We start from the raw sequence: 23,480 nt of genomic DNA on the forward strand, positions 1-23,480 counted from the left end.
CCTACCCTGGCCCACCGCGGTTTGTGCCAATGTGCAAAAGCCCTTTGCCGCAACAGTGGTAAAGGGCTTTTATGCGTTGAATGAGCCTTGTCACTTAGGGGAGGAAGGTCCTTCACTCTGCTTCGCGACGTTCAGGATGACAGAACGAACAACCAACAACTAACAACTAACAACCGACAACCAACAACTAACAACTAATACTTCCCTTCCGCGCCGCCGCCGCCGGAGCTGCCGCCGCCGAACTGGAAGCCGGGCTCGGGGGCCTGCATCGTGTTGGCCGCCACGTGCGACATCACCACCGATTCCAGGTTCAGGATGCTGAGGCCGGGGCTGTCGGCGGGCTCGGCGGTGAGGCCGTGGCGGGCCGGGCGCAGGTAGCGCATGGCCCAGCCCGCCACCACAATCAGGACCGCGCCGCCCAGGGTGAGGGCCCACTCGGGCGGCAGCACCGAGCGGTAGAAGCGGTAGGTGAAGAGCGAAAAGGCCAGGGCCAGCAGGCCGGTGTGCAGGAAAATCCGGTCGGCGCGGCGCAGGCCCAGGTAGAGGTAGAGCAGCGGAATGGCGACGGTAAACAGGTAGAACAGCGGGGCAAAGCTGATCTGCACCGAATTGGGTAAGCCCAGGAGCAGGGCATTGACTTCGCGCACCACCAGGTAGTTGCCGGCCAGGTAGAAGCAGGCCAGGGCCAATACTTTCACCGTGCGCACGCAGGTGCGGTAGTAGAGGTAGTCGGGGCGGCGGGTTAGCCACTGCACCACCTGGTAGGCCAGGGCGCAGGCCAGCATCAACCCGAAGGGCAGCAGGGCCTTGCCCAGGGCCGAGGGCAGCAGCAGGGTCACGACGATGCCCAGGTACAGGAAAAAGCTGACCGCGCCCAGCACCGGGTCGGCGTAGCGGATGGCGGCCAGCACCACCAGCACCAGCAGGGGCAGCAGGTAGAGCCACAGCACGCCCCGCCCGAGCAGGATTTCGGGGTCGACGAAGTTGGGCAGGGCCAGGCTGTAGAACGACAGCAGCGTGGCCCCCGCGTACCCCAGGCCGCAGTACAGCAGGGCATTGTCGACGCCCGAGCGGTAGAGGTGGTTGGATGTAATCAGCGTCTCGAGCAGGACGAACGTGCCCACCCCGCACAGCATACAGCCCAGCAGCAGCCGCCACTCCCAGCTGTGGGAGCCGCCGGACGCGCCCTGGCTGACGAACAAAAACACCACCCCCGACACGCCCGACACGGCGAAGCAGGTGAACAGGAACAGCGCCACCTTCACGAACAGGTGGGGCTCGTAGAAATCGGTCGGGAAAGCCTGCCTGACGCTTTCGGCCTGCTCCGGCGTCAGCAGGCCGGTTTTGGCCCAGCGCCGGGCCGTGTCCTGCACCAGGCGGTTGAAGATTCCCTGCTCGTTATAGGCCTTTCTCGTCATGGCTCGCCACTATTTTTTTCAGGTTGAGAAGCAACAGCACCACGCCCACGGTAGACAGCGGGAAGTAAAAGAACAGCAGCCCCTCCAGCCCGGGAATCAGCTCCACCACCTGGAACATCAGGTACGTAACGGCCACGTAGCCGTACAAGGCGCCCAGCAGCACGAACACGTAGGAGTGGGTGCGGCGCGCGTACCAGACCAGGGCCGCGCTTAGCCCGATGATGAGCAGGGCGGCCAGCACCGGCGGCATAAATCCCTGGTCGTAGGGGCCGCTGAGCAGGGCCGTGCAGGCCGCCAGCAGGGCTACGTTGCTGCCCAGCAGCAGGTAGGTGTAGCCGAAGTGCTTTTTGCGGTCCTGGTACTCGGAAACCAGGCCCACGGCCGCCAGCCCCAGGCCCAGCACCAGAGCCACTGCCCCGAGGTGGGGCACGGCGAAGTCGTTCTGGGTGAAGGCCGACAGCGGGGCGATGCTCACGCCCACCCAGGCCGCCAGCCCGGTAATGGCCATCGACAGCACGCCCCGGTGGTCGAAGCGGTAGGCGCAGACGAAGAACACCACCGTGGGCAGCAGCACCAGCAGGCCGTAACGGGTGCCAAACAGGTTGTACTGGTATTGCAGGTAGCCCAGCAGCGTGAGCAGCGTGAGGCAGCCCAGCAGCAGGGCGTAGTCGGCCCCGGTGCTGGGGTTGGGGTTTTGCTGCCACGTAAACGGCTGCCGCTTCCGGTAGGCGTAGCCGAAGCCCGCCGCCGACACCAGCGCAATCAGGCCCACGATGACGCCGTGGCCCAGCGTGTCGATGTTCTGGTAGATGAGCAACCCCAGGCCGGTGCTCAGCAGCGTGACGCCCAGGGAAAGCAGGGTGCGCAGCTCGTAATACAGCGAAAAGGGCTTTTCCCGCTCGTAGGTGGCAATGCCAGCGGCCTGCTCCTCCGAAATCAGGTGCAGGGCCCGCAACGACGCCAGGATTTTATCGGTCATAGGGCAGAGGTAAAAAGTAGGGGAGGGCCGCCGGCGGGTAAACATAGAGTTTTCCCGATTATCCGCCCCTGTTTTGGCCCCGGCAACCCGAAGACGTACCTGCTCAAGCGAAAACGAGAAGGTACTGCAGAGGTGGAGTACCTTCTAAAAATAAAAAAGGTTGGTACGCCACGATTGGAGTACCTTCTAAAAATAAAAAGAGAAGGTACGCCAGCTGTGGCGTACCAATCAGAAATAAAACGAGAAGGTACGCCAGCCGGCGTACCTCGTGCGGCCGGCGCGTGGGGCGACAACCAAACTTTTGGCGTAGCGTTGCACCAACACTCTCGTTCTACCCACCTGACCTGATGAAAAACACCCTCCCGCTGGCCGCCGCCCTGCTGCTGACCTCCGCCTGCGCCACCAACCCCGTCACCGGAAAAAAAGAAGTCATGCTCGTCTCGGAAGGGCAGGAGCTGGCCATGGGCCAGCAGTCCGATCCGGCCGTGACGGCTCAGTTTGGCCTCTATCCGGATCAGAAGCTGCAAAAGTTCATCAATGACAAGGGCAAGGCCATGGGCGCCGTGTCGCACCGGCCCGAGCTGACGTACCAGTTCCGCGTCGTCGACTCGCCCATCATCAACGCCTTTGCCATTCCCGGCGGCTACGTGTATTTCACCCGGGGCATTATGGCCCATTTCAACAACGAGGCGCAGTTTGCCGGCGTGCTGGGTCACGAAATCGGCCACGTCACGGCCCGGCACTCGGCCAAGCAGCAAACCAACGCCATTATCGGGCAGGTGGGCCTGCTGGGGGCCATGATTGCCTCGCCCCGCCTGGCCCAGTTTGGCGAGCAGGCCTCGCAGGGCCTGCAGCTGCTGTTTCTCAAGTTCGGGCGCGACGACGAAAGCCAGTCCGACGAGCTGGGCGTGCAGTACTCCAGCAAAATCGGCTACGACGCCTCCCAGATGGCCGATTTCTTCCAGACCCTGCAGCGCGAGCAGGAAAAAAGCCAGACCCAGGCCATTCCCGACTTCCTCTCGACCCACCCCAACCCGGCCGACCGCTACAACCGCGTGCACCAGCTGGCCGACCAGTGGAAGCAGCAGAACGGCAACCCCACGAACCTGAAAATCAACCGCGACCAGTACCTGCGCCTGATCGACGGCATCGTGTACGGCGAAGACCCGCGCCAGGGCTTCGTGGAAAACAACGCCTTTTACCACCCCGAGCTGAAGTTCCGCTTCCCGGTGCCCGCCGGCTGGAAGCACCAGAACACGCCCCAGCAGTTTCAGATGGCCGACCCCGCCGGCAAGGCCCTGATGATGCTGGCCCTCGCCCCCGGCGCCTCCCTCGACGAAGCCGCCCAGGCCCTGGTAAAGCAGTTTAGCCTCCAGCCCACCGACTCGCGCCGCGTCACCGTGGGCGGCTTCCCGGCCCTGGCCTTCGTGGCCGACCAGGTGCAGCAAGACCCCCAAACCGGGCAGCAGGTGGCCGGCGTGCGCACCCAGGTCTACCTGATTCAGGACGGCAAGACCATCTACGTGCTGCTCGGCGCGGCCGCCCCCGCCGACTTTCCCGGCTACCAGCCCACGTTTAGCAGCACCATGGAAGGCTTTGCCCGCCTCACCGACCCCAACAAGCTGAACCGCCAGCCCGAGCACGTGCGCGTCAAGACCCTGAAGCTGCGCAGCTCCCTGAGCCAGGCCCTGAAAACCAACGGCGTCCCCGAAAGCCGCCTCGAGGAAATGGCCATTCTCAACGGCATGCAGCTCAACGAGCAGGTCAACGCCGGCTCCCTGATTAAAGTGGTGGGTAAGTAACCCCACCCCAACCCTCGCCGCTTGATGCGCGGAATCCTCCGGGAGAGGGGCTTAGGTTAGCACTGCAATGACTTCTAAGCCCTGTAAAGATGTCGTTGTAATGGTAAAATAAGCCCCTCTCCCGGAGGATTCCGCGCATCAAGCGGCGAGGGTTGGGGAGGGGTCCAGGTTTGGCAGGTTTTTTGGCTTGCGTTGCCTAACTGCTGCATTTTGCCGCGGCCAGGGTGATGGTTCTCCCGGTTTGCAACCCTGCCCACACCCCGGCCGTTGCAAGCTCATCCTTTCCCACACGACGCGGCCCGGGCCGCTTTTCTGACCTATGAAATCTTCCCTCAAGCGCGGCCTCTCCACGGGTGCCTTCCTGCTTCTGTTGCTGCCTTTGGGCGGTTCTATCAGCTCCGCTCCGGCCTCAACGCCCCTCACGCTCAACCTGGCCCCCTTGCAGGGCCCCAAGCCCGACCCGGCCGTGCTGGCCCAGTTTGGCCTGTATAGCAACGCCACCCTGCAAAAGCTCATCGACACGAAGGGCCAGCAGATGAACAAAGTCTCGGACCGCCCCGGCGACTACGGCTTCACCATCGTTGATTCGCCGGTCATCAACGCCTTTGCCACCCCCGACGGCCACGTGTATTTCACCCGGGGCATCATGGCCTACTTCAACAACGAGGCGCAGTTTGCCGGCGTGCTGGGCCACGAGCTGGGCCACATCACCGCCCGCCACGGCCAGAAGCAGCAGACGCGCAGCACCATCAGCAGCATCCTGCTGGGCGTGGGCTCGGTGGTGTCGCCGGGCCTGGTGGGGCGCTTTGCCCAGCCCCTGTCGCAGGTGGTGGGCCTGGGGCTGCTCAAATACGGCCGCGACGCCGAGAATGAGGCCGACGTGCTGGGCGTGAAGTATTCGACCAAAATCGGCTACGATGCCGCCAACATGGCCGACTTCTTCCAGACCCTGCAACGCACCGAGGCGCAAAGCGGGGCCGGCGGCATTCCCACGTTTCTGAGTACCCACCCCAACTCGGCCGACCGCTACACCCGCGTGAAAGGCCTGGCCGCCCAGGCCAAGCAGCAGGCCGGCTCGGCCCGACTGGCCGTCAACCGCGACACGTACCTGCGCTCCATCGAGGGTCTGCCCTTCGGCGAAGATCCGCGCCAGGGCTTCGTGGAAGGCGGCACCTTCTACCACCCTGACTTGAAGTTCCGCTTCCCCGTGCCTTCGGGCTGGAAGCACCAGAACTCGCCCGAGCAGTTTCAGATGGCCGAGCCCAACGGCAAAGCCCTAATGGCCCTGGTGCCCGCTCCCGGCTCGTCGCTCGATGCCGCCGCCGAGGCGCTGGTGAAGCAGCTGAGCCTGCAGAATGCCCAGGCCAGCCGCACCACCATCAACGGCTTTCCCGCCGTAGCCATCCAGGCCGACCAGGTAACGCAGGAGCAGTCGGCCAAAACGCTGAGCTACCTGATTCAGGACGGCAAAAGCATCTACGCCTTCATCGGCCTGACGGCCCCGGCCTCGTTTGGCACCTACGCCCCGGTCTTTACCCAGGTAGCCCAGGGCTTTGCCCGCCTCACCGACGCCAGCAAGCTGAACCGCCAGCCCGAGAAAATCCGCATCAAATCGGTGAAAACCGCCACGACGCTCTCGGCCGCCCTGGCCGCCAACGGCGTGCCCAGCGCCCGGCGCGAGGACATGGCCATTCTCAACGGCATGCAGCTCACGACCAAGCTCCCGGCCGGGACGCTGTTTAAGGTGGTGGGGAAGTAGATAATGGAATATGGTCTATAATATCTTCGAATCGATAGAAGATATTATAGACCATATTCTATCTGTGAATACAGATTCTGATTCTCCAAAATCGGATTTAAAAGTCAGGTGTGTTGGGATACTTTTATACTCTTGTATTTTTGAGTTAAAAGCAGGTTTTATTTTCGATATATATTGATAAGCTACAACCGACATAAAATATTTCTTGTCTTCATTTGATATGTCAGCTGTATTGACGCTGTCAATTATGTTATTAATCATTTCCAATAACTTTTCAAGTTCAAATAACTTGGGCAGTGATTCGAAAGGATCCAAGCCTTGGTTTGAATAGTAGTTGATTAAATTAGGTAAGACCTTGATATAAGCGCTGAAAGCGCTGGCGCCTTTATATGGGATGATTTCTTTGTCTACTTCCCTGACTCCTCCTTCTGTGATAGTTGTTTTTGTGTTACTTGTGTAGCTAAAATCATTGATATCATTTCTGATGGTGTTGATATTCTCAGCTAAATAAAATAACTTTTTTCGCGCATTTTCTTCTTTTTGTTGCTGTTCAAACTGCTTTCTTACTAGTTCATTGGCATCTATCTGTGCTCTTAATGCATAGAATACTAAAATTGCTCCTATTAAATTAGTAATTGGAGCTGTTATGCCCCCTATTGTATCTCCAATAGGGCCTGTCTCTTGGAAATTAATTATTCCAAACGTGCGTGTGAAAATAAACGGACTTATTACAGTCAATACCACGCCAGCGAGAAGCCACAGTTTAACGCTCTTCATAGAAAAGATTATAAAAATGCCCCGGTCGAATACCAACCGGGGTGTTGAAGGTACTGGTTGCCGCTGAAAAAGCTGCCGCTGCTACGCCTGCCGCCGCAACTCGGTTTTGAGCACCACCGTGGAGCCGCCCGCACGGCCTTCGATGGTGGCGGCTACCGGTGACGGGCAGGCGCCAAGCAGGTGCTACCAAGGCTGAAATAAAAGTGGCACCTTGCGGCCAAAGCCACCGCCTGAAACTATTCGGCTTTCCCCATTCACTTTGAGTACGACAATGAAGCAGATGCCTCTGCGTAGGCTTCGACAACTACTGTTTTGCAGTTTCCTGAGTACAGTTCTGCCGTACCAGCTGGCGCTGGGCCAGCATACTTCAAGCACAGTTGGTACCGTACCGCACCTCATCGACCAGCAGGGCCGGGTGTGGGAGGCCGCCGCGCCTGGCCTGCAGCTGACCGAAAACCAGCGCCGCACCCGCTTCACCACCCGCAACGGCCTGAGCAACGATACCGTCACGGCCCTGGCCGGGGATGCCGGCGGGCAGGTGTGGGTCGGGACGCGGGAAGGGTTGCTGGTGTACGAGGGCCCGGGCTTTCGGGAAATTACCTACCAGGACGGCTTGCCCAGTAAGCAGATCAACGCTCTGTATCAGGCCGCCGACGGGCCGCTCTGGGTTGGGACCAGCAGCGGGGCCGTGCGCGTCGAAAACCGCCGCCTGACGCCCGTAGCGGCCCTGCGCGGGCTCGACGTGCAGTTTATCGGGGAGGACGCGCGCAGCTGGGTATTCGTGACCCGGCAGGGTATCCGGCGCGTGACCAAGGAGCCGCCTTTCCAGTGGCAATGGCTGGGCGCGGCGGCCGTCGGGGCGGGGCTGCTCGGGGGCGGGTTCTGGGTGCGGCGCCGCAGGCAGCGCGGGCAGCACGTGCAGCTGCGCCTGGCCCAAACCGAGCAGCAGGCCCTGCTGGCCCAGATGAATCCGCACTTCGTGTTTAACTCCCTGCAGTCGATTCAGAAATACATTCTGCGCCACGAGGCCGAAGCCGCCCAGCACTACCTGACCCGCTTCGGCAGCCTGATGCGGCTGATCCTGGAACAGTCGCGCCAGCCGCTGCTGAGTGTGCGCACCGAGCTGAATCTGCTACGTACCTATCTGGAATTGGAGGCGTTGCGCTTCGAGCAGCAGTTTGCCTACGAGGTGACGGCCGACGAGGCGCTGCTGGAGGAGGAAATTCCGGCCATGCTGCTGCACCCGTTCGTGGAAAATGCGGTGTGGCACGGGCTGGCCCACCACATCGGGCAGGGCCGGGTGGCGGTGCGCATCAGCGGGGAAGGGGAGTATGTGGTGGCCGTGGTGGAAGACAACGGCATCGGGCGGGAGCGGGCGGCCGGGCAGCGCGGCACCCACGCCGGCTTTCCGTCCCGGGGCATGGCCATCGTGCAGGAGCGGGTGGCGCTGCTGAATCGGCGGGCCCGGCTGTCCATCACCATTGACATTACCGATTTGGGAAGCCCTAGCCGGGAAGCCACCGGCACCCGCGTGGTGGTGCGCATTCCGCGGCAGCACGCATAAAGCGCCGTTGTTAAAAATGAAACGTCATGTCGACCGCAGGGAGACATCTCGCGTGCTGAGGTATGGTTACTATCCTAACTTAAACACGCGAGATGTCTCGCTTTACTTGACATGACAGCCGGTTTTGGGCTTCTATTGGCTTTTCAGCTATAGTCTGACTTACCTTGCTGCCCAATCCATTACCACCGATCTGCCCGTGACCCGCACCATCCTTATCGACGACGAAACCAACACCCGGGAAGCCCTGCGGGCCCTGCTGGAGCATTATTGCCCCGAGGTGACCATCATCGGGGAGGCGGCTTCGGCCGAGGAGGGCTTGGCGCTGCTGCGCCGCGAAACGCCCGATCTGCTGTTTCTGGACGTGGAAATGCCTCTGGGCTCGGGCTTCGATTTGCTCGATATGCTGGGCGCGGCCTCCTTCGACATCATCTTTACCACGGCCCACGACCGGTACGCGCTGCGGGCCATCAAGTTCTGCGCCCTCGACTACCTGCTCAAGCCCGTGGGCGTGGCCGATTTGCGCGAGGCCGTGGCCAAAACCCAGCGCCAGAAAGCGCCCGTAGCCGCCCAGCTGCACACCCTCTACGACAATATGCGCGAGCGGACCGGCCTGGCCGGCAAAGTGGTGCTGCCCACCATGCAGGGCTTCGAGGTGGTGGACGTGGCCCGGGTGGTGCGCTGCCAGTCCGACGACAACTACACGCTCTTCGTGCTCGACGGCAAGGAGCGGATTCTGGTCAGCCGCACGCTCAAAGAATACGAGGAGCTGTTTGCCGACTACGGCTTTATCCGCGTCCACCAGTCCCACCTCATCAACGCGGCCCACGTGAAGCGCTACATCAAGGGCAGCGGCGGCTACGTGCAACTCACCGACGACTCGATTATCGAAGTTTCTCGCCGCAAGAAGGACGAGTTGATGAAGCGGTTTCAGGTGTGAGCGAGGGGCTACAAAGGCCGTCATGCAGAGCATGTGGCGTGCGGTCGTTGACCCCACCCCAACCCCTCCCCTCTGGGAGAGGGGCTTATTTTACTATTACAACGACACTAGTTACTACTACTACGACACTAGTAAAAGTCGTTGCCAAAGTAAAATAAGCCCCTCTCCCAGAGGGGAGGGGTTGGGGTGGGGTGCAACGTCAGCACGCGAGATGCTTCGCTGCGCTCTGCATGACGTTCTGTTGAGTTCCAAAACGGCTTCTAAGTCAACCCGGCCGGATTCCGGCCGGGGGCTACCACTTACTCATTCCCGGTTGCCGGGCGCGGATAAGAAAGGCATGTTTACGACAGAAAACCGCGTGGCAGGCGCCGCGACACCGCTCCTAAACTCCTTTCCAGCATGGACCTAATCATCAAAAACCTGTCGAAAACCTACCCCAACGGGGTCAAGGCCCTCGACAACGTGAGCTTAACCATTCCGCAGGGCATGTTTGGCCTGCTCGGCCCCAACGGCGCCGGCAAAAGCTCCCTGATGCGCACCATTGCCACTTTGCAGGCCCCCGACAGCGGCAGCATCCACCTCGACGCCATCGACGCGCTGCACGACCAGATGGCCCTGCGCCGGGTGCTGGGCTACCTGCCCCAGGAGTTTGGCGTCTACCCGCGGGTGTCGGCCGAGGAGCTGCTCGACCACATGGCCGTGGTCAAGGGCCTGGTAAACCGCCAGGAGCGGCGCGAGACGGTGAAGGCCCTGTTGGAGCAAACCAACCTGTATGAGGTGCGCAAGCGCAGCATCAGCACGTTTTCGGGTGGCATGAAGCAGCGCTTCGGCATTGCCCAGGCCCTGATCGGCAATCCGCTGCTCATCATTGTGGATGAGCCCACCGCCGGCCTCGACCCGGGGGAGCGGAACCGGTTTTACAACCTGCTGAGCGAAATCGGGGAAAACATCATCGTGATTCTGAGCACCCACATCGTGGACGACGTGCGGGAGCTGTGCCGCAACATGGCCATCATCAACGAGGGCCGGGTGCTGTTTGCCGGTGAGCCCCAGGCCGCCATGCACGAGCTGCGGGGCCGCATCTGGGAACGGACCATCGACAAGGCCGAGCTGGCCGAGTACCAGCAGCAGTACCAGGTGATTTCGACCAAGCTGCTGGCCGGGCAGCCCCTGCTGCACGTGGTGGGCGAGGAGCTGGCGCCGGCCGGGTTCCAGGCCGTGGAGCCTAGTTTGGAAGACGTGTTTTTCTCCACCATTCAGGGGAGAGGCCACGCCGTGCAATCCACTCTTCTTCCTGCCTAAGCCCCGCCGCCATGTTTACCGCCTTTCTCCGCTTCGAGCTGGCCACCTGGCGCAAGCAGCCGCTCACGTATATCTTCCTGGCCGTCACCTTCGGAATGACGTTGCTGGCCATGCTCTGGCCCAGCCTGCAAATGGGGCAGGATTTGCGCAACCTGCACGTCAACGCGCCCTTCGCCATCCTGAGCCGGGCCGGGGCCATGACCATGCTCTGCCTGCTCTTCATCACGGCCATTATGGCCAGCACCGCCACCCGCGACTCGGGCTCGGGCTACGCGCAAGTGCTCTACGCCGCGCCCCTCGAAAAAGCCGCCTACCTCTGGGGCCGCTTCCTGGGCGGGGTGCTGGTGGCGGTGCTGGCTTTGCTGGGGTTGCTGCTGGCGGTGTTGCTGGGTACGCTGCTCAACGAGCCGGCCCGGGTGGGCGCGTTTCAGCTGGCGCCCTACGTGCAGGCCATTAGCCTGTTCATCGTGCCCAACGTGGTGCTGGCCGGGGCCATTATCTACTGCCTCACGGTGCTGACGCGCAACACCGTTTACGCCTTTATTGCCGCCCTGGGGCTGATGGTGGGCTTCCTGCTGGTGGGCCTGTTCACGCCCAACCTCGACACCCCGGCCAGCGTGCTGCTACTCGACCCGTTTGGCCTGCGCACCCTGCACGCATTAACCAAGTACTGGACGGTGGCCGAGAAAAACACCGCCGTGCCGGAGTTCGTCGGGCCGCTGCTCACCAACCGCCTGGTGTGGCTGAGCATTGCCGGGGCGCTGATGGGCCTCACCCACGGCCTGTTTTCCTTCACTACTGCCACCGGCAAAGTTAAAAAGCAGCGCCTGGCTGAGCCCGTAGCCCCGGCCCGACCCGCCGCGCCCACGCCCCGGCCCCGGGTGCAGCCCCGCCACGACCGTAGCGCCGCGCTGGTGCAGCTCACCGAGCAAACCCGCCTCGACTTGCTGGGCATTCTCAAATCGGTGCCGTTCTGGATACTGCTGGGAGTGGGCATGCTCAATTTGCTCAGTATCGCGGCCACGGCCTCGGAGCGGGAAGGCGGCCATTTCTTCCCGGTCACCTACACCATGCTCGACCTGATTAACGGCACCTACGGCCTGTTCGTCGTGGCGGTGCTGGTGTACTACGGCGGGGTGCTGGTGTGGAAAGAGCAGGACGCCCGCCTCGACGGTATCCTGGACGCTTCGCCCCGGCCTTCCTGGGTGCCTTACACGGCTAAAATGCTGACCCTGGTCTTCATTGCCGCCTTTTTGACCACGATGGGCGTGCTGGTGTGCGTGGCGGCCCAGGCCTTGCAGGGCTACACCAACTTCGAGTGGAGCCTCTACGGACAGGCTGTGTTCGGCATCGAGTTTACCCGCTACGTGATGGTGGCCGTGGGCACGGTATTTCTGCACGTGCTGCTGCGCAACAAGTTTCTGGCCTACGGCCTGACGGTGGCCATTATCCTATTCCAGGCCATCAGCGGGGCCGCCCTCGACTGGAACAACAACCTGCTGCGCTTCGCCGACACGCCCGCCTTTACGTATTCCGACATGAACGGCTTCGGGCCTTTCGCCGAGAGCATCGTGTGGTTTAAGCTCTACTGGACGGCCTTTTGCGTGCTGCTCGTGGCCCTCACCGCCGGGCTCTGGGTGCGGGGCCGGGCCGTGGGCGGGGCGTTCAGTGCTACCCAGCTGCGGCAGTCGTTTACACCCGCGCTGCGGGCCGTGGCCGCCACCGGCCTCGTTGCCTGGCTGGGCCTGGGCGCCTGGATTTACTACAACACCGCCGTGCGCAACGACTACGCCACCCTGGCCGAGGATCAAGGTCTGCAGGCTGATTATGAAAAGCTATACAAGCGCTACGAGCACGCCCCCCAGCCCCGCGTCACGGCCGTCAATCTGCAAATCGACCTCACGCCCGCGGCCCGCGCCGTGCAGGTGAAAGGCCAGCTCACGCTCCGGAACAAAACCGGCCGCCCACTCGATACTCTGCTTGTGTCCTACAGCGGCTACCTGGAAAACTACCAGTTCCGCATCCCCGGAGCCCGGCCCGGGCTGAACGACCAGCGCCGGCACTTCCGCAGCTTCGTGCTCCGGCCCGCCCTGGCCCCCGGCGACTCGCTGGTACTCGGCTACTCGGCCCAGTACCGGGCCCGGGGTTTCGAAAACAAGGTTTCCCGGCCCCTGATTAACGGCAACGGCACCTTCCTCAACAACTTCGACCTGGCGCCCACCATCGGCTACACCCGCAACCTGGAGCTGGAAAACGCCACCGACCGGGCCAAGTTCGGCCTACCCGAGCGGGCCCGCATGGCCCCGCAATCCGACTCGGCGGCCTACGCCAATACCTACATTTCCACCGACGCCGACCGGCTGCGCTTCGAGGCCACGGTCAGCACCAGCCCCGACCAGATTGCCGTGGCCCCCGGCTCTTTGCTCAAGGAATGGCAGCAGAATGGCCGCCGCTACTTCCACTACCGCCTGGCCGCGCCGGTGCTCAACTTTTACTCCATCACCTCGGCCCGCTACCAGGTGCGGCGCGAGCGGCAGAACGGCGTCGACCTGGAAATCTACTACCACCCCGGCCACCCGTATAACCTGGACCGGATGATGAAGTCCATGCGCGCCTCGCTGGCTTATTACGGGCAGCAGTTTGGGGCGTATCCGCAGCAGCAGGCCCGCATCATCGAGTTTCCGCGCTACCAGCAGTTTGCCCAGGCGTTTCCCGGTACCATGCCTTATTCCGAAGGCCTCGGCTTTATTGCCCAAACCAGCCCCGACGACCACGACGTGGACCGCACTTACCGCCTCGTGGCCCACGAAATGGCCCACCAGTGGTGGGGCCACCAGGTTACCGGCGCGGCGGTGCAAGGCGCTACCTTTATGTCCGAATCCGTGTCCGAATACCTGTCGACGCTGATGCTGGAGCGGCAATATGGCCCCGCGCGGGTGCTGAAGCTGCGCCGCTATGCCCAGGACTACTACCTGCGGGGCCGGGCCAGTGAGAAGGTGCGGGAGCTGCCCTTGCTCTACAACGAGGACCAGCCCCATATTCACTACGCCAAAGGCTCCCTGGCGCTGTACTCGCTACGCAGCTACCTGGGCGAGCAACGCCTCCACGCCGCCCTCGGCCAGTTTATGCGCGACTACCAGGACCGCCCCGCCCCGTACCCCTCCTCTGAAGACCTTTACGGCTACCTCCTGCGCGCCACGCCTGACTCGCTGCAGTACTTGGTAGCCGACCAGCTCAAGCGCATCACCCTCTACGACAACCAGGTGCGGGAAGTAGCCTACCAGCGCCGGCCCGACGGCCGCTACCAGGTCACGGTGCAGATGGAAGCCCACAAGCGCTACGCCGACGAACTGGGCCAGGAAACCGAAGCGCCCCTGCACGATTACCTCGACCTGGCCCTCTACGGCACCAACAACAAAGTACTGACCCGCCAGCGCCTGCTGGTCACGGCCCCGCGCAAAGTGGTGCGCTTCACCGTGGCCGCCGCGCCCGAAAAAGCCGTTCTTGACCCAGATCTGCTGCTCGTAGACCGCCGGCCGGAAGACAATACCCTGGCCGCCTTCGCAATGAAGTAAGCCGGAAACGCGTGGCTCATACGTCAGTAAAAAAGCCCCGGCCAATCATGGTCGGGGCTTTTTTGCATTGTGCCTTAGTAAGCCGCGGGCAGCTAGGCTTTCTTCAGAAACTCCGTCTTGAGTACCATCGTCGAGCCGCCGGCGCGGCCCTCAATTTCGGCCGGGCTGTTAGTTAGGCGAATGTTCTTGACCACCGTGCCGCGCTTGAGTGTGAGCGACGAGCCTTTCACTTTCAGATCCTTAATCAGCGTCACCGAGTCGCCCTCGGCGAGCAGGTTGCCGTTGCTGTCTTTTACGTCCATGAGGGGAAGTATTTGGGGAAGATGTGGCTTTTAGAACGTCATGTCGACCAGCGGGAGACATCTCGCGTGCAATGGTAATTAAGTTACTACTGCACGCGAGATGTCTCCCGCTGGTCGACATGACGTTCTGTTGTGTTGCGCAATTACACGTTGAAGCGGAAGTGCATGATGTCGCCGTCCTGCACCACGTAGTCCTTGCCTTCCACGGCCATCTTGCCGGCTTCCTTGATTTTGACCTCGGTTTTGTATTCCTGGTAATCGGCCAGCTTAATCACCTCGGCCCGGATAAAGCCCTTCTCGAAATCGGAGTGGATAACGCCGGCCGCCTGCGGAGCCTTGTCGCCCTTGTGGATGGTCCAGGCCCGTACTTCCTGCACGCCGGCGGTGAAGTAGGTAATCAGGTTCAGCAGCTCGTAGCTGGAGCGAATCAGCTTGCTCAGGCCCGACTCAGTGAGGCCGTACTCGGCCAGGAACATTTCCTTTTCCTCGGGGTCTTCCATGTCGGCAATCTGCTCCTCAATGGCGGCCGATACGAGTACTACCTGGGCGCCTTCGGCTTTCACATGCTCGCGCAGGGCGGCCACGTGCTTGTTGCCGTCGGTGGCAATGCTGGCCTCGTCCACGTTGGCCACGTAAATCACGGGCTTGATGGTGAGCAGCTGCAAATCGGCCACGGCCTCCAGCTCCACGTCGTCGGCCACCACGGCGCGGGCGTTCTGCCCGGCTTCCAGCGCCGCCTTAAAGCGCTGCAGAATGGCTACTTCCTTTTTGGCCGCCGCGTCGCCGGCCTTGGCCGAGCGCTCCGACTTCTGGAGCTTCTTGTCGATGCTTTCCAGGTCCTTGAGCTGCAATTCGGTGTCGATAACGTCCTTGTCAAACACCGGGTCGACGCCGCCGGCTACGTGCACGATGTTGGGGTCTTCGAAGCAGCGCACCACGTGGATGATGGCGTCAACCTCGCGGATGTTGGCCAGGAACTTGTTGCCCAGACCTTCGCCCTTGGAAGCGCCCTTCACCAGGCCGGCAATGTCCACAAACTCAATGATGGTGGGCAGCACGCGCTTGGGGTTCACCAGGGCTTCCAGGATCTGGAGCCGCTCGTCGGGCACGGTAATCACGCCCACGTTGGGCTCGATGGTGCAGAAAGGATAGTTGGCCGATTCGGCCTTGGCGTTCGAAAGGGCGTTGAACAGCGTGGACTTACCCACGTTCGGCAAACCGACGATTCCGCAGCGGAGACCCATAATAGTGAAATGGTGAGTTGGTGAAATGGTGAACTGCACCCCAGGGGCGCAATTCGAGGGGCAAAGGTACGGCTGTTTTTCGGGTAATCCTTGGCGTAATCTGCCACAGCTTGGAGAAGGGAAAAGCAGAACGTCATGCTGAGCGAAGTCGAAGCATCTCTACCGCAATGCTAACATTATCCGTCCGTCATCCTGAGCACAGCGAAGGACCTTATCACGTCAGCACGATAATCGTAGCAACGACTCGTTCCAGGGTGATAAGGTCCTTCGTCACCGCTTCATGCGCGGAATGCTCAGGATGACAGCTGAAGAATACCCACAAAAGAACGGCGCGCTTCAACCCTGGAAGAGTCGAAGCGCGCCGCGCGAAGGTGCTGAATTCAGGTAAAGAGTAAAGCAGTGTTTCGCTAAGCTTCGGGGCTAGTAGTTGTCGTCGGAGCGGTTGGGGTTGAAGCCGTTGTTGTCGCCTTCGTAATTGTCGTAAGCGGGACGGGGGCGGTCCAGCTCGGCTACTTCCTCTTCGCTGAGCAGCTCTTCGCGCACGTAGTCCACTGCGTCCTGCAGGGCATCCACGAATTTGGCGAAGTCTTCCTTGTAGAGGAAAATTTTGTGTTTCTCGTAGGAAAACGTGTCATCATCGCGCAGCTTACGCTTGCTTTCCGTGATGGTGAGGTAGTAGTCCTGCCCGCGCGTGGCCTTTACGTCGAAAAAGTACGTGCGTTTGCCCGCTTTAATGCGTTGAGAGTAGATTTCTTCCTGATCGTGACGGTCTTCCACGGTGCCTTCAAATAGGTTGATTTATTCCAAGATGATTGAATTACCACCCAAAGTAAAATGTTCCAGCCGTATATAAAAATATTGAGGTCAAATTTTTTCCACAAAATGCGGGGTATCTTTGTTTTACGGCTTTCCGGGTTTGTGCGCGGGATTTTAGGACGGAGCCGGGAAAAAGTAGGGGCAATACCGAAAGCTGGATTATATCTAGTAAAACCTATGTATTGCGCCTTGCGGCGGCACTTCACTCATTCACTCATTCACTCATTCACCGATGTCCCAACCGCTTGATCTGGCTGCCGTTCGCTCGTTTGAGAACCTGGAGTTTCTGGCCCGCCAGCTCGTGGAAGGCTTTATCACGGGCCTGCACCAGTCGCCCTACCACGGCTTTTCGGTCGAGTTTTCGGAGCACCGCCTCTACAACCCCGGCGAAAGCACCCGCCACATCGACTGGAAGGTGTTTGCCCGCACCGACAAGCTGTTTGTGAAGCGCTATGAGGAGGAAACCAACCTGCGCTGCCACCTGCTGCTCGACGTGAGCCCGAGCATGTATTACCCGGCCCCCGGCCACGACAAGCTGCGCTTCGCCGTGCTCTGCGCCGCGGCCCTCACCACGCTGCTGCAGAAGCAGCGCGACGCGGTGGGCCTGGTCACCTTCGCCGACCAGGTGGAGCTGCAAACGCCGGTGCGGTCCACGACCTCGCACCGCCACACCCTGCTGCTGACTCTGCAACAGCTGCTGGAGCGCCCCGCCGCGCCCCGCCGCGCCACCGACGTGTCGGGCGTGATTCACCAGATTGCCCAGCAGATTCCCAAACGCTCGTTGGTTATTCTGTTTTCGGACATGCTGGGCCGCAACCCCGAGGAGCAAACGGCCAGCCTGGCCGCCCTGCAGCACCTGCGCCACCAGCAGCACGAGGTGTTGCTGTTTCACATCATGGACCGCGCCACGGAATCCGAATTTGCCTTTGCCGAGCGGCCCTACCTGTTTGAGGACGTCGAAACCGGGGAGCAGATCAAGCTGCAGCCGGCCCAGGTGCGCGAGCAGTACCGCGCCGCCATGCAGCAGTACGAGCAGGAGCTGGCGTTACGCTGCGGGCAGTACCGCATCGACTTCGTGCCGGTCGACATCCGGGAGCCGTTCGACAAGGTGCTCTACGCCTACCTCGTCAAGCGGGGCAAAGTCCGGTAGTATGGCAGTATGGCACTGCCGCGTCTGCGGCCTCGATTACGACTATTCGCCCTGGGGCCCCAACGACGATGCGCCCGACTACGGCACCTGCGAGTGTTGCGGCGTGCAGTTCGGTACCGACGACTATTCGGTGGAAACTGCCCGGGCTTTCCGCCGGCAGTGGCTGAATGCCGGGGCCAAATGGTTTTACGTCAATATGCAGCCCGCCGACTGGCAGCTGGAGACGCAGCTTACCCAGATTCCGGAGCGGTTTTGGTAGCCGCTTGTTCTGTTCTTTTAAATTCCCCTGCTTTGCTTGATTACGTCTTTTTGCTGGTCTTCGTGTGTCTGCCCTCGGCCCTGATTACCGGCTACATTGCCCACATGAACAACCGCTCGTTGTGGCGCTGGATGCTGTTTGGCCTGTGCGTACCGTTCGTGGCGGTGTTCGTCACGATGGTCGTCACGTACTTCGACCAGAAGCGGGCGGCGCGGAACAACCCCGATTCGGACGCCCGCTAGGCTACTGCTCGTCGGCGGGTGTATTGTCCAATGACTGCCAGAGGTACTTGCTGGCCAGCGTGCGGTAGGGGCGCCAGGGTTCGGCCAGCTCCGTCATGCGGCGCAGCAGGGTCCGGCCGGTTTCCTGTAGGCCGTAGTGCTTGCGCATGGCGTTCTGAATGCCCAAATCACCCTCGGGAAACACGTCGGGCTGGTCCAGAGCAAACATTTGCAGCATCTGGGCCGTCCAGCGGCCCACGCCTTTGATCTGGGTCAGGTGCTGGGTGAAGGCCTCGGCCTCGAGCTGGCTGAGGTGGGCGTGGTCGAGCTGGCCGCGCTGGGCAAACTCGGCAATGGCGCGCAGGTAGCCCGCTTTCTGGCGCGAAATACCGGCCGCGCGCAGGTCTTCGTCGGTGAGCTGTAGGAGGACGGCCGGCTCGGGGTAGCCCTCGGGCAGGAACAGGGCCTGCACCTTTTTCCAGATGGCCGCCGCGGCTTTGGTGGAAATCTGCTGGCTGACGATGGCGCGCAGCAGGGCCAAGTACAAATCTTCGTGGGGCCGGGGCTCGATGGCGCGGCCCCGGGCAATCAGGGTGGCCAGCACGGCATCGGCCTGGCTCAAGTGGCGCAAAGCTTCTTCCATAGAAAAGGCCGGGGCGGCGGCAGAGAAATCAGGCTTGGTCACTGTCAATGGGGTGAGTGGGGACGGTAAGAATCTGGAGTACCTCGCCCTGGGGCGAAAGTTTCACGCCGGTCAGGGCCCGGCCATACACGGCCCCGGTGTCGATGTTGAGGACGTGGTGCGCGGGGTCGAAGTCGGGGCTGCCGGCGGTGGGCGTGTGGCCAATCACCTGCAGCTTGCCAATGTGGTGCAAGGGGCCTCGCCGCCACAGAATGCCGTCCGGGTTGTCCTCGTTCAGCGGCTCGGGCGTATCGGCCAGGCCGGCGTGGCTGACGAACACGTGGTCATTTTCCCAGAACAGCGGCCGTTGACCGAGCCAGGATAAATGGCTGGGCAGCAGGCTGCGGCGCAGGCTATACTGGGCCGTGGTGTAGCGCCCGCCCCAGAGCAGCCAGTTGGGGTAGGGGCCCTGGGGGCCGTAGTGGCGCGTCATGCCCAGCTCGTGGTTGCCCTTGAGAAACACCGTGTTTTGGGGGTGCCGCTCGCTCAAACTCAGGGCCAGACCGACGGTATCGGGGGAGAAGTTGCCGCGGTCCACCAGGTCGCCCACCTGAATCAGCAGCTCCTGCTCGGGCTGCCAGTGCTGGAGCAGCTCCAGGAAGGTGTGGTAGCAGCCGTGGACGTCACCGATTACAAATAGATTCATAGGGTAGGCGTGGGGTAACTCGGGGGCAAAAGTAGCCTGGGGCCGCCGGTAGTCACCCCGGTGGCAATTAGTTCGTAATAGATTTACGGGCCCGTTCGTTTGATGGGTATCCGATTTGCCCGCCGGGCGGCCCAAACCCGACGTTACGGCTAGCTTTGCTCCGCCCCAGGCGTGGGCTGCGCCCGGGTTTTTGCCACAAAATATCCGCTAATGCTTTATCGCATAGTCATTGTTCCAATCCGGGAGCTGTCCGAAAGCGGGAAGCTTTCGGGTTTGCTGCTGCTGCTGGCCACCATTATTTCTCTGCTGATCAGCAACTCGGCCTGGGGCAATGCCTACCTGCATTTCTGGGAAAATCCCCTGGGCTGGGCGCCGCTGGAAAAAACGCTGGCCCACTGGGTTGATGATGGTCTGATGGTGATTTTCTTTTTCGCGGTCGGACTGGAAATCAAGCGGGAAGTGCTTTATGGTGAGCTAACGGACGTGCGCCAGGCCTTGCTGCCCACCCTGGCGGCCGTGGGGGGAGTGGCTGTGCCGGCCGGAATTTACCTTTTATTTAACGTGGGCACCGCCGCTGGCCACGGCTGGGCCGTGCCCACGGCTACCGACATTGCCTTTTCCCTGGGCATCCTGTCCTTGCTCGGCGACAAGGTGCCCTTCGGCCTGCGGGTGTTCCTGACGGCCCTAGCCATTATCGACGACCTGATTGCGGTACTCATCATTGCCCTGTTTTACACGGCGGAGCTTCATACCACTTACTTGCTGATTGCCGGGGGCCTGTTTGGGGTGCTGATACTGCTCAACCGCCTGAAAGTAAGCTGGCTGCCGCTGTACTTTCTGCTGGGCCTGGCGCTGTGGTTTTTCGTGCTCAAATCGGGCGTGCACGCCACCATTGCCGGCGTGCTGCTGGCCCTGACCATTCCCACCGACGCCATTGAAAAGTTGGAAGCGGCCCTGCACAAGCCCATTAGCTACCTGATTCTGCCCATCTTCGCCCTGGCCAACACGGCCATCGTGGTGTCGGCCGAGTCGGTGCAGGAGCTGCTGAGCCCGTTGGGGCTGGGCATCGGGCTGGGGCTGCTGCTGGGCAAGCCGCTCGGAATTTTCGGCGTTACCTGGCTCAGCGTCAAAGCCGGCGTGGCCTCGTTGCCGGAGCGCGTTACCTGGGTCAAGATGCTGGGTCTGGGTTTCACGGCCGGCATCGGCTTCACCATGGCCATCTTCATTGCCAACCTGTCGTTCACCGACCCGGGCCGGATTGACCTGGCCAAAATTGCCGTTATCGTGGGCTCGTTGGTGGCCGCGCTGTTGGGGCTGCTGGTGCTGCACCTGGCCCACCAGGCCGAGGAAAGTGCTGCCGCTAAGCTGGCCGCCGCCGCAGAAGCCGCTCCCTAGCGCCCTTGCCCGCCACCATTTGTGCCCCAACTAGGGTTAGCGACGAGCGGGCTCGTTGTTGGCCGTGGCATTCCAGTGCTGCTGCACTACGGGAAAGCTGACTTCCACCCAGTCGGCCAGGGCCCGCACTTTCGGGGCCGCCTGCTGGCCCAGCGGGGTCAGGCTGTATTCCACGTGCGGCGGCACCACTTCGTAGGCCACGCGCTTCACCAGGCCGTCGGCTTCCAGCCACTGCAGCGTCTGGGCCAGCATCCGCTCACTGACGCCGTCAATCAGGCGGCGCAGTTCGCTGAAGCGCCGGGTTTCGCCTTCCAGTACCAGCAGCACCAGCACGCCCCAGCGGCTGGTCAGGTGCTTGAGGACCGTGCGCGAAGGGCAGCCGGCCGATAGCAGGTCGCCGCGCAGCAGCTTGTCGGAAAGGGTGGCCGCGGCGGCGGGCGGGGAAGCGCCCAACTCTTTTTTCATACTTACCTTTTTGTACGTACTTACTTTATGTAAGTAAAGATAATACTTTTGGCCCATCCATCATTTAACCGACCAGTATATGAGCATTGCCATCACCGGCGCGACGGGTCAGCTCGGCCGCCTTGTTATTGAAAAGCTGAAAGCCCGGGTGCCCGCCGCCCAAATCGTGGCGCTGGTGCGCAACCCCGCTAAGGCCGCCGACTTGGGCGTGGAGGCGCGCGAGGCCGACTACACCCAGCCCGCCGCACTGGAAGCGGCACTGGCGGGCGTAGATACGCTGCTGCTGATTTCGTCGAGCGAAGTAGGCCAGCGCGCCACCCAGCACCGCAACGTTATTGAGGCCGCCAAAAAGGCCGGCGTCAAGCGCATTGCCTACACCAGCCTGCTGCACGCCGACTCCTCGCCCCTGAGCCTGGCCGAGGAGCACCGCGCCACGGAAGCCGATGTGAAGGCGTCGGGCATTCCGTACACGCTGCTGCGCAACGGCTGGTACACGGAAAACTATACCGGCTCGGTACACGGGGCGGTGGCCGGCGGGGCCTTCCTGGGCAGCGCCAAGGACGGCCTGATTTCCTCGGCCACCCGGGCCGATTTTGCCGAGGCGGCCGTAGCCGTGCTCACCGGCACGGGCCACGAGGGCCAGACCTACGAGCTGGCCGGCGACGACTCGTACACGCTGACGGAGCTGGCGGCGGAAATCTCGCGCCAGACCGGCAAAGACATTCCCTACAAAGACCTGCCGGTGGCCGACTACGCCGCCGTGCTGAGCAGCTTCGGCATTCCCGAAGGCTTTGCCCACGGCCTGGCCAGCTGGGATGCCGACGCCGCCACCGGTGCCCTGTTCGACGACAGCCGCCAGCTGTCCCGCCTGATTGGCCGCCCCACCACGCCCCTGTCCACGGCCGTAGCCGCGGCGCTCAAGTAAGTACTGGCGGGTTGCCAGTAAACACAAACAGCCGACCCGCGGTAGTCCCGGGTCGGCTGTTTGTTTTACGCGTAAGGCTGACTGCTGAGAGCTAAGCGGCGACTTTAGTAGGCCGAAAGAGAGCCGGAGGGCGTGGTAGCGCCGGGCGCGCCAACGCTCAGGGCCTGCAACGCCTGCGTTACCCGCTCAACCATCGGGTCGTCAACGTCGAGGTGGGTGACGAACCGAATCATCTGGGGGCCAAACGACGACGCCCGGATGCCCTGTTGCTCCAGCGCGGCCAGGAAAGTATCGGCCGGCATGTCGTCCTGGAGGCGGAAGATGGCCAGGTTGGTTTCGATGGGCAGCACTTCGGCCACGTAGGGCTGGGCGGCCAGCACGGCCCCCAGCTGCTGGGCGCGGCGGTGGTCGTCGGCCAGGCGCGCCACGTTGTGCTGGAGGGCGTAGAGGCCCGCGGCGGCCAGAATGCCGGCCTGCCGCATGCCGCCGCCCATCACCTTACGAATGCGGCGGCACTTGTGAACAAAGGCCTTACTGCCCAGCAGCACCGAGCCCACCGGCGCGCCCAGGCCCTTCGACAAGCACACCGAAATCGAGTCGAAGTACTTACCGTACTCCGCCGCGTCCTGGCCGGTGGCAACCAGGGCGTTGAACACGCGGGCCCCGTCGAGGTGCAGGGCCAGGCCCCGGCGCTGGGCCACTTCGGCAATGCTGGCAATGGTTTCCAGCGAGTAGCAGCTGCCCCCGCCCCGGTTGCTGGTGTTTTCCAGGCAGATCAGGTTGGACGTGGGGTAGTGCACGTTGTTGGCGGGCCGGATGGCGGCTTCCACCTGGGCGGCCGTCACGCGGCCCCGGTCGCCGGGCAGCAGCGCCACCGAGGCCCCCGAGTGGAAGGCAATGCCCCCGACTTCCCACAGGTAGACGTGGGCCGTCTGCTCGCAGATAACTTCCGACAGCGGCTCGGTGTGGGCTTTGATGGCAATCTGGTTGGTCATGGTGCCGGAGGGGCAGAACAGGCCGGCTTCGAGGCCGAAGCGGGCCGCCGCCGTTTCTTCCAGCTCCCGCACGGTGGGGTCTTCCTCGTACACGTCGTCGCCAACGGGGGCACGGAGCATGGCTTCGAGCATGGCGGCGCTGGGCCGCGTGACGGTATCGGAGCGTAAATCGATAAGGGGTTCAGACATAGCCGGGAGGAAAAGGGAACGGAAGAAGACAAGGAAGACAAAACAAGTGTTTCCCGATTCAAAAATAAGACTTACTTT

At 62.0% G+C, this 23,480-nt stretch carries 21 protein-coding genes; 11 read left to right on the forward strand and 10 right to left on the reverse strand.

The features are described 5' to 3' along the window. Positions 1–194 precede the first annotated feature (194 nt). Positions 195–1,418 carry a hypothetical protein gene (locus E5K00_RS00605; RefSeq protein ID WP_135460664.1) on the reverse strand — a complete coding sequence of 408 codons (1,224 nt, stop codon included), beginning with the start codon at positions 1,416–1,418 and terminating at the stop codon, positions 195–197. Further along, positions 1,399–2,397 (reverse strand): DUF2157 domain-containing protein, encoded by a 999-nt coding sequence (locus E5K00_RS00610; RefSeq protein WP_135460665.1) that lies wholly within the window; start codon positions 2,395–2,397, stop codon positions 1,399–1,401. The genes E5K00_RS00605 and E5K00_RS00610 overlap by 20 nt, the downstream gene beginning before the upstream one ends. 347 nt (positions 2,398–2,744) lie before the next feature. On the opposite strand from E5K00_RS00610, the gene E5K00_RS00615 reads away from it, so the two are divergent. Next, entirely contained in the window at positions 2,745–4,199 is a 1,455-nt protein-coding gene (locus E5K00_RS00615; protein ID WP_135460666.1) for a M48 family metalloprotease, read from the forward strand. A 319-nt stretch (positions 4,200–4,518) separates the two neighbouring features. Next, a complete protein-coding gene (locus E5K00_RS00620) occupies positions 4,519–5,958 on the forward strand; it encodes a M48 family metalloprotease (RefSeq protein WP_135460667.1) in 1,440 nt (479 codons plus the stop codon). A 15-nt stretch (positions 5,959–5,973) separates the two neighbouring features. On the opposite strand, the gene E5K00_RS00625 is transcribed toward E5K00_RS00620, so the two are convergent. Further along, positions 5,974–6,735 (reverse strand): hypothetical protein, encoded by a 762-nt coding sequence (locus E5K00_RS00625; protein WP_135460668.1) that lies wholly within the window; start codon positions 6,733–6,735, stop codon positions 5,974–5,976. Between the two features lie 271 nt (positions 6,736–7,006). On the opposite strand from E5K00_RS00625, the gene E5K00_RS00630 reads away from it, so the two are divergent. The 4 genes from E5K00_RS00630 to E5K00_RS00645 all read left to right on the forward strand — a co-directional run bounded on the left by E5K00_RS00630 (position 7,007) and on the right by E5K00_RS00645 (position 14,113). Beyond that, entirely contained in the window at positions 7,007–8,299 is a 1,293-nt protein-coding gene (locus tag E5K00_RS00630; RefSeq protein ID WP_135460669.1) for a sensor histidine kinase, read from the forward strand. A gap of 196 nt (positions 8,300–8,495) precedes the next feature. Beyond that, positions 8,496–9,236, forward strand: a complete 741-nt coding sequence (locus E5K00_RS00635; RefSeq protein ID WP_135460670.1) for a LytR/AlgR family response regulator transcription factor — start codon at positions 8,496–8,498, stop codon at positions 9,234–9,236. Between the two features lie 399 nt (positions 9,237–9,635). Beyond that, the gene (locus tag E5K00_RS00640) at positions 9,636–10,538 is read left to right on the forward strand and encodes an ABC transporter ATP-binding protein (protein ID WP_135460671.1); all 903 of its coding nucleotides are present in this window, start codon (positions 9,636–9,638) and stop codon (positions 10,536–10,538) included. A gap of 11 nt (positions 10,539–10,549) precedes the next feature. After that, positions 10,550–14,113 carry a M1 family aminopeptidase gene (locus tag E5K00_RS00645; protein ID WP_135460672.1) on the forward strand — a complete coding sequence of 1,188 codons (3,564 nt, stop codon included), beginning with the start codon at positions 10,550–10,552 and terminating at the stop codon, positions 14,111–14,113. Between the two features lie 92 nt (positions 14,114–14,205). On the opposite strand, the gene E5K00_RS00650 is transcribed toward E5K00_RS00645, so the two are convergent. The 3 genes from E5K00_RS00650 to E5K00_RS00660 form a co-directional block, all read right to left on the reverse strand. Beyond that, positions 14,206–14,415: a zinc ribbon domain-containing protein YjdM gene (locus tag E5K00_RS00650; RefSeq protein ID WP_019947089.1), complete on the reverse strand. Its 210-nt coding sequence runs from the start codon at positions 14,413–14,415 to the stop codon at positions 14,206–14,208. Positions 14,416–14,558: 143 nt separating this feature from the next. Continuing rightward, positions 14,559–15,659 carry a redox-regulated ATPase YchF gene (gene ychF / locus E5K00_RS00655; RefSeq protein ID WP_135460673.1) on the reverse strand — a complete coding sequence of 367 codons (1,101 nt, stop codon included), beginning with the start codon at positions 15,657–15,659 and terminating at the stop codon, positions 14,559–14,561. A 420-nt stretch (positions 15,660–16,079) separates the two neighbouring features. Continuing rightward, entirely contained in the window at positions 16,080–16,436 is a 357-nt protein-coding gene (locus E5K00_RS00660; protein ID WP_135460674.1) for a DUF3276 family protein, read from the reverse strand. Positions 16,437–16,707: 271 nt separating this feature from the next. On the opposite strand from E5K00_RS00660, the gene E5K00_RS00665 reads away from it, so the two are divergent. From E5K00_RS00665 to E5K00_RS00675, 3 genes are read left to right on the forward strand one after another with little or no spacing between them, the layout of a single operon-like run. After that, positions 16,708–17,625, forward strand: coding sequence for a DUF58 domain-containing protein (locus E5K00_RS00665; protein WP_135460675.1), 918 nt, complete (start codon positions 16,708–16,710; stop codon positions 17,623–17,625). A gap of 1 nt (position 17,626) precedes the next feature. Continuing rightward, a complete protein-coding gene (locus E5K00_RS00670; RefSeq protein ID WP_135460676.1) occupies positions 17,627–17,884 on the forward strand; it encodes a hypothetical protein in 258 nt (85 codons plus the stop codon). Positions 17,885–17,916: 32 nt separating this feature from the next. Continuing rightward, entirely contained in the window at positions 17,917–18,126 is a 210-nt protein-coding gene (locus tag E5K00_RS00675; RefSeq protein ID WP_135460677.1) for a hypothetical protein, read from the forward strand. 1 nt (position 18,127) lies between these two features. On the opposite strand, the gene E5K00_RS00680 is transcribed toward E5K00_RS00675, so the two are convergent. Both E5K00_RS00680 and E5K00_RS00685 read right to left on the reverse strand, forming a co-directional pair. Beyond that, positions 18,128–18,748, reverse strand: coding sequence for a DNA-3-methyladenine glycosylase family protein (locus E5K00_RS00680; protein WP_135463632.1), 621 nt, complete (start codon positions 18,746–18,748; stop codon positions 18,128–18,130). 28 nt (positions 18,749–18,776) lie between these two features. Continuing rightward, positions 18,777–19,433: a metallophosphoesterase family protein gene (locus tag E5K00_RS00685; protein ID WP_135460678.1), complete on the reverse strand. Its 657-nt coding sequence runs from the start codon at positions 19,431–19,433 to the stop codon at positions 18,777–18,779. A gap of 210 nt (positions 19,434–19,643) precedes the next feature. On the opposite strand from E5K00_RS00685, the gene nhaA reads away from it, so the two are divergent. After that, a complete protein-coding gene (gene nhaA, locus E5K00_RS00690) occupies positions 19,644–20,828 on the forward strand; it encodes a Na+/H+ antiporter NhaA (protein ID WP_135460679.1) in 1,185 nt (394 codons plus the stop codon). A gap of 36 nt (positions 20,829–20,864) precedes the next feature. Here the strand turns inward: nhaA and E5K00_RS00695 are convergent, their stop codons facing one another. Further along, positions 20,865–21,293, reverse strand: a complete 429-nt coding sequence (locus tag E5K00_RS00695) for a winged helix-turn-helix transcriptional regulator (RefSeq protein WP_135460680.1) — start codon at positions 21,291–21,293, stop codon at positions 20,865–20,867. A gap of 79 nt (positions 21,294–21,372) precedes the next feature. Between E5K00_RS00695 and E5K00_RS00700 the strand changes: the two genes are divergently transcribed. Next, on the forward strand, positions 21,373–22,218 hold the full coding sequence (locus E5K00_RS00700) for an SDR family oxidoreductase (RefSeq protein WP_135460681.1): 846 nt from the start codon (positions 21,373–21,375) through the stop codon (positions 22,216–22,218). Between the two features lie 104 nt (positions 22,219–22,322). Here E5K00_RS00700 and E5K00_RS00705 read toward each other — a convergent pair whose 3' ends face one another. Beyond that, on the reverse strand, positions 22,323–23,402 hold the full coding sequence (locus E5K00_RS00705) for a threonine aldolase family protein (RefSeq protein WP_135460682.1): 1,080 nt from the start codon (positions 23,400–23,402) through the stop codon (positions 22,323–22,325). Positions 23,403–23,480 lie beyond the last annotated feature (78 nt).

The sequence above is a fragment of the Hymenobacter aquaticus genome, assembly GCF_004765605.1.
Taxonomy (GTDB): Bacteria; Bacteroidota; Bacteroidia; order Cytophagales; family Hymenobacteraceae; genus Hymenobacter; species Hymenobacter aquaticus.

Coding starts and splice junctions, on each gene's coding strand:
- E5K00_RS00605 (WP_135460664.1), bottom strand. CDS start 1,418: ATGACGAGAAAGGCCTATAACGAGCAGGGAATCTTCAACCGCCTGGTG.
- E5K00_RS00610 (WP_135460665.1), bottom strand. CDS start 2,397: ATGACCGATAAAATCCTGGCGTCGTTGCGGGCCCTGCACCTGATTTCG.
- E5K00_RS00615 (WP_135460666.1), top strand. CDS start 2,745: ATGAAAAACACCCTCCCGCTGGCCGCCGCCCTGCTGCTGACCTCCGCC.
- E5K00_RS00620 (WP_135460667.1), top strand. CDS start 4,519: ATGAAATCTTCCCTCAAGCGCGGCCTCTCCACGGGTGCCTTCCTGCTT.
- E5K00_RS00625 (WP_135460668.1), bottom strand. CDS start 6,735: ATGAAGAGCGTTAAACTGTGGCTTCTCGCTGGCGTGGTATTGACTGTA.
- E5K00_RS00630 (WP_135460669.1), top strand. CDS start 7,007: ATGAAGCAGATGCCTCTGCGTAGGCTTCGACAACTACTGTTTTGCAGT.
- E5K00_RS00640 (WP_135460671.1), top strand. CDS start 9,636: ATGGACCTAATCATCAAAAACCTGTCGAAAACCTACCCCAACGGGGTC.
- E5K00_RS00645 (WP_135460672.1), top strand. CDS start 10,550: ATGTTTACCGCCTTTCTCCGCTTCGAGCTGGCCACCTGGCGCAAGCAG.
- E5K00_RS00650 (WP_019947089.1), bottom strand. CDS start 14,415: ATGGACGTAAAAGACAGCAACGGCAACCTGCTCGCCGAGGGCGACTCG.
- ychF (WP_135460673.1), bottom strand. CDS start 15,659: ATGGGTCTCCGCTGCGGAATCGTCGGTTTGCCGAACGTGGGTAAGTCC.
- E5K00_RS00665 (WP_135460675.1), top strand. CDS start 16,708: ATGTCCCAACCGCTTGATCTGGCTGCCGTTCGCTCGTTTGAGAACCTG.
- E5K00_RS00670 (WP_135460676.1), top strand. CDS start 17,627: ATGGCAGTATGGCACTGCCGCGTCTGCGGCCTCGATTACGACTATTCG.
- E5K00_RS00680 (WP_135463632.1), bottom strand. CDS start 18,748: ATGGAAGAAGCTTTGCGCCACTTGAGCCAGGCCGATGCCGTGCTGGCC.
- E5K00_RS00685 (WP_135460678.1), bottom strand. CDS start 19,433: ATGAATCTATTTGTAATCGGTGACGTCCACGGCTGCTACCACACCTTC.
- nhaA (WP_135460679.1), top strand. CDS start 19,644: ATGCTTTATCGCATAGTCATTGTTCCAATCCGGGAGCTGTCCGAAAGC.
- E5K00_RS00695 (WP_135460680.1), bottom strand. CDS start 21,293: ATGAAAAAAGAGTTGGGCGCTTCCCCGCCCGCCGCCGCGGCCACCCTT.
- E5K00_RS00700 (WP_135460681.1), top strand. CDS start 21,373: ATGAGCATTGCCATCACCGGCGCGACGGGTCAGCTCGGCCGCCTTGTT.
- E5K00_RS00705 (WP_135460682.1), bottom strand. CDS start 23,402: ATGTCTGAACCCCTTATCGATTTACGCTCCGATACCGTCACGCGGCCC.